Source organism: Endozoicomonas sp. ONNA2 (assembly GCF_024606365.1).
Lineage (GTDB): Bacteria > Pseudomonadota > Gammaproteobacteria > Pseudomonadales > Endozoicomonadaceae > Endozoicomonas.
The window spans coordinates 1-2,548 of sequence record NZ_JAHHPO010000473.1; the positions used below are offsets into that span (position 1 = coordinate 1).

Annotated in this window: 2 protein-coding genes; both read left to right on the forward strand. The window is 52.2% G+C overall.

Translation table 11 applies throughout. The annotated features are described in order from the left end of the window. The first annotated feature begins 222 nt into the window (after nt 1-222). Nucleotides 223-1,494: an aromatic amino acid transport family protein gene (locus tag KDK14_RS08540; RefSeq protein ID WP_257264674.1), complete on the forward strand. Its 1,272-nt coding sequence runs from the start codon at nt 223-225 to the stop codon at nt 1,492-1,494. An 83-nt stretch (nt 1,495-1,577) separates the two neighbouring features. Next, on the forward strand, nt 1,578-2,548 hold a 971-nt coding region (locus KDK14_RS08545), incomplete at its 3' end, for an L-serine ammonia-lyase (RefSeq protein WP_257264675.1).

A 2,548-nucleotide genomic window follows, 5' to 3' on the forward strand; every position in this document is an offset into this window, starting at 1 on the left:
TAGCGGGTAGCGTCTGTAGAAATGTCGAAGTTATTTCAGGACAGCTCCTTATTGTTACCCCCCTCCCAGTAAAACCGTAAACACATAGCAATTAAAGATAAAAAATCTTCCCGTCACCCCATCGAACAAAAAGTGATCATTTTGATCTGCATCAAGATACACCGCACATAAGTTCTGTAAAGTCCGCGCCAACTGATTAACTAACCAGGCGGATAACACAAAATGTCACACACCTTGACTCAATCCATTGCTCTGAATGATGGCGCAGCGGGCGGTTGGCAGAAACGGGATACTGAATGGATGCTGACACTGTTTGGCACCGCTATTGGTGCCGGTGTTCTATTTTTACCCATTAACGCCGGTCTCGGTGGCATCTGGCCACTGATCCTGATGACCATTCTTATCGGTCCCATGACATTTCTGGCCCATCGCGGTCTCAACCGTCTGTGCCTGTCCTCGAAAAATCCAGAAGCCGATATTACCGAAACGGTTACCGAACATTTTGGTCAAAAAGCCGGAAGCCTGATCACTCTGGGCTACTTTGCTTCCATCTACCCTATCCTGCTGATCTATGGCATCGGTATTACCAATACTGTCAGCTCACTGATGGTGAATCAGCTGGGGATGACAGAGCCAAACCGGGCAATCCTGAGCTTTGTGCTGGTGGCTGCCATGGTGAGCGTTATGGTCGCCGGTCAGAAGATCGTACTGAAAGTCACCAACGCCATCGTCTACCCACTGATCCTTGTGCTTCTGGGTACCTCTTTGTACCTGATTCCCCAGTGGAACACAGCCCAGTTTGACGCCTCTGTTTCCGCTGGCGACTTTCTCAAAACCGTTTTTCTGACTATTCCGGTGCTGGTATTTGCCTTCAACCACTCGCCGGCGGTGTCTTCTTTTGCCTCAACCTATCGCCGGGAGCTGGGAGATAATGCGGAACATCAGAGCAGCAAGACTCTGATGCGCACCACCATGATGCTGGTGGGCTTTACCATGTTCTTTGTATACAGCTGCGTTCTTACCCTGTCTCCCGCAGAGTTGCTTCAGGCCAAGGCTGCCAACCTGCCGATTCTGTCGATTTTTGCCGAGCGCACGGATAACCAGCTGTTTGCCTGGCTCGCCCAGATAGTGGCGATAGTTGCCATCTCTTCATCCTTCTTCGGGCACTACATGGGCACCCGTGAAGGCCTGCGGGGCATGATCGTCAATCGTGCCAGGGCACAGGGCAAGCAGGTCAATATGAACGCCATCGATAAGGGGATTATCGTCTTTATCACCCTGTCAGTCTGGGCGGTTGCCTATGCCAATGTCAGCGTTATGGGCATGATCGAATCACTGGTTGCCCCAATCCTGGCAATGATTCTGTTCATCCTGCCGGTATACGCCACCCATAAAGTACCGGCAATGGCCAAATACCGCTCCAAAGCCAACATCTTCACCGTGGTGATGGGCCTGATTGCAATTACCGGCTTTATTACGTCCCAGTTGATCTGATCCCATAACCGGGGCCATGGCGGCCCCGGGCACAATCAGAAATCCGCCGCTTTCCCTAACCTTTTGCAGAGCCAGCAAACACTATGCTCAGTATTTTTGATATTTTCAAAACGGGCATTGGCCCATCCAGTTCTCACACAGTGGGCCCGATGTGGGCAGGACACCGCTTTCTGAATGAGCTTGAAGAGAAAGGCATCCTGGCCAGTATCTCAACCATTCGTGTTGGTCTCTATGGCTCACTGGCGCTCACTGGCGTCGGCCATGGCACCGATAAGGCCACCCTGCTCGGCCTGGCCGGTTATCGCCCGGACACGATTGATCCTGATGAGGCTGAGCAAATTTTTGCACAGATCAAAACCAATAAAAAACTCAAGCTGCCCCGCCAACACGCCATTGCCTTTGATTACGATACGCACCTGATTTTCCATAACGGCGAGAGTCTGCCTGAACACCCCAATGGCATGCGCATTTTCGCTTCCGATAAAAATGGGGTTGTGATTTATTACAAGTCTTATCTCTCCATTGGTGGCGGCTTTGTGGTCAGTGCCGATGAGTTCAATCAGCCAGGGGCGGTCAACAGCGCAGAAGATTCAGGCCAGATTCCTTACCCTTTCAGAACTGCCGCAGACCTTCTTGACCTTTGCCACGAACACAACCTGACCATTGCCCAGTTGACGTTTGCCAATGAAGTTGCCCGGCATAATGGTGATGCGGCCCTGGTCAATGACAAGATCGATGCCATTTGGGCAGTGATGCACGCCTGCATCGAGCGGGGCCTGCGTATGGAAGGCAACCTTCCGGTCAGTGGCCTGAAGCGCCGCGCAGCTACTATGCATCAAAAACTGACCGGCAACCCTGAAGCCATGCTGATGGATCACTTTGCCATCATGGACTGGGTCACCCTGTTTGCCATGGCCGTTAACGAAGAAAATGCCTGCGGGGGCCGTGTGGTCACGGCGCCCACCAACGGTGCTGCGGGTGTCATCCCGGCCATATTGGCCTACTACTTCGTTTTTTCCCACCTGCAAGCTTGCCATCCAGTCTATCCTGATAC

Coding starts and splice junctions, on each gene's coding strand:
- KDK14_RS08540 (WP_257264674.1), top strand. CDS start 223: ATGTCACACACCTTGACTCAATCCATTGCTCTGAATGATGGCGCAGCG.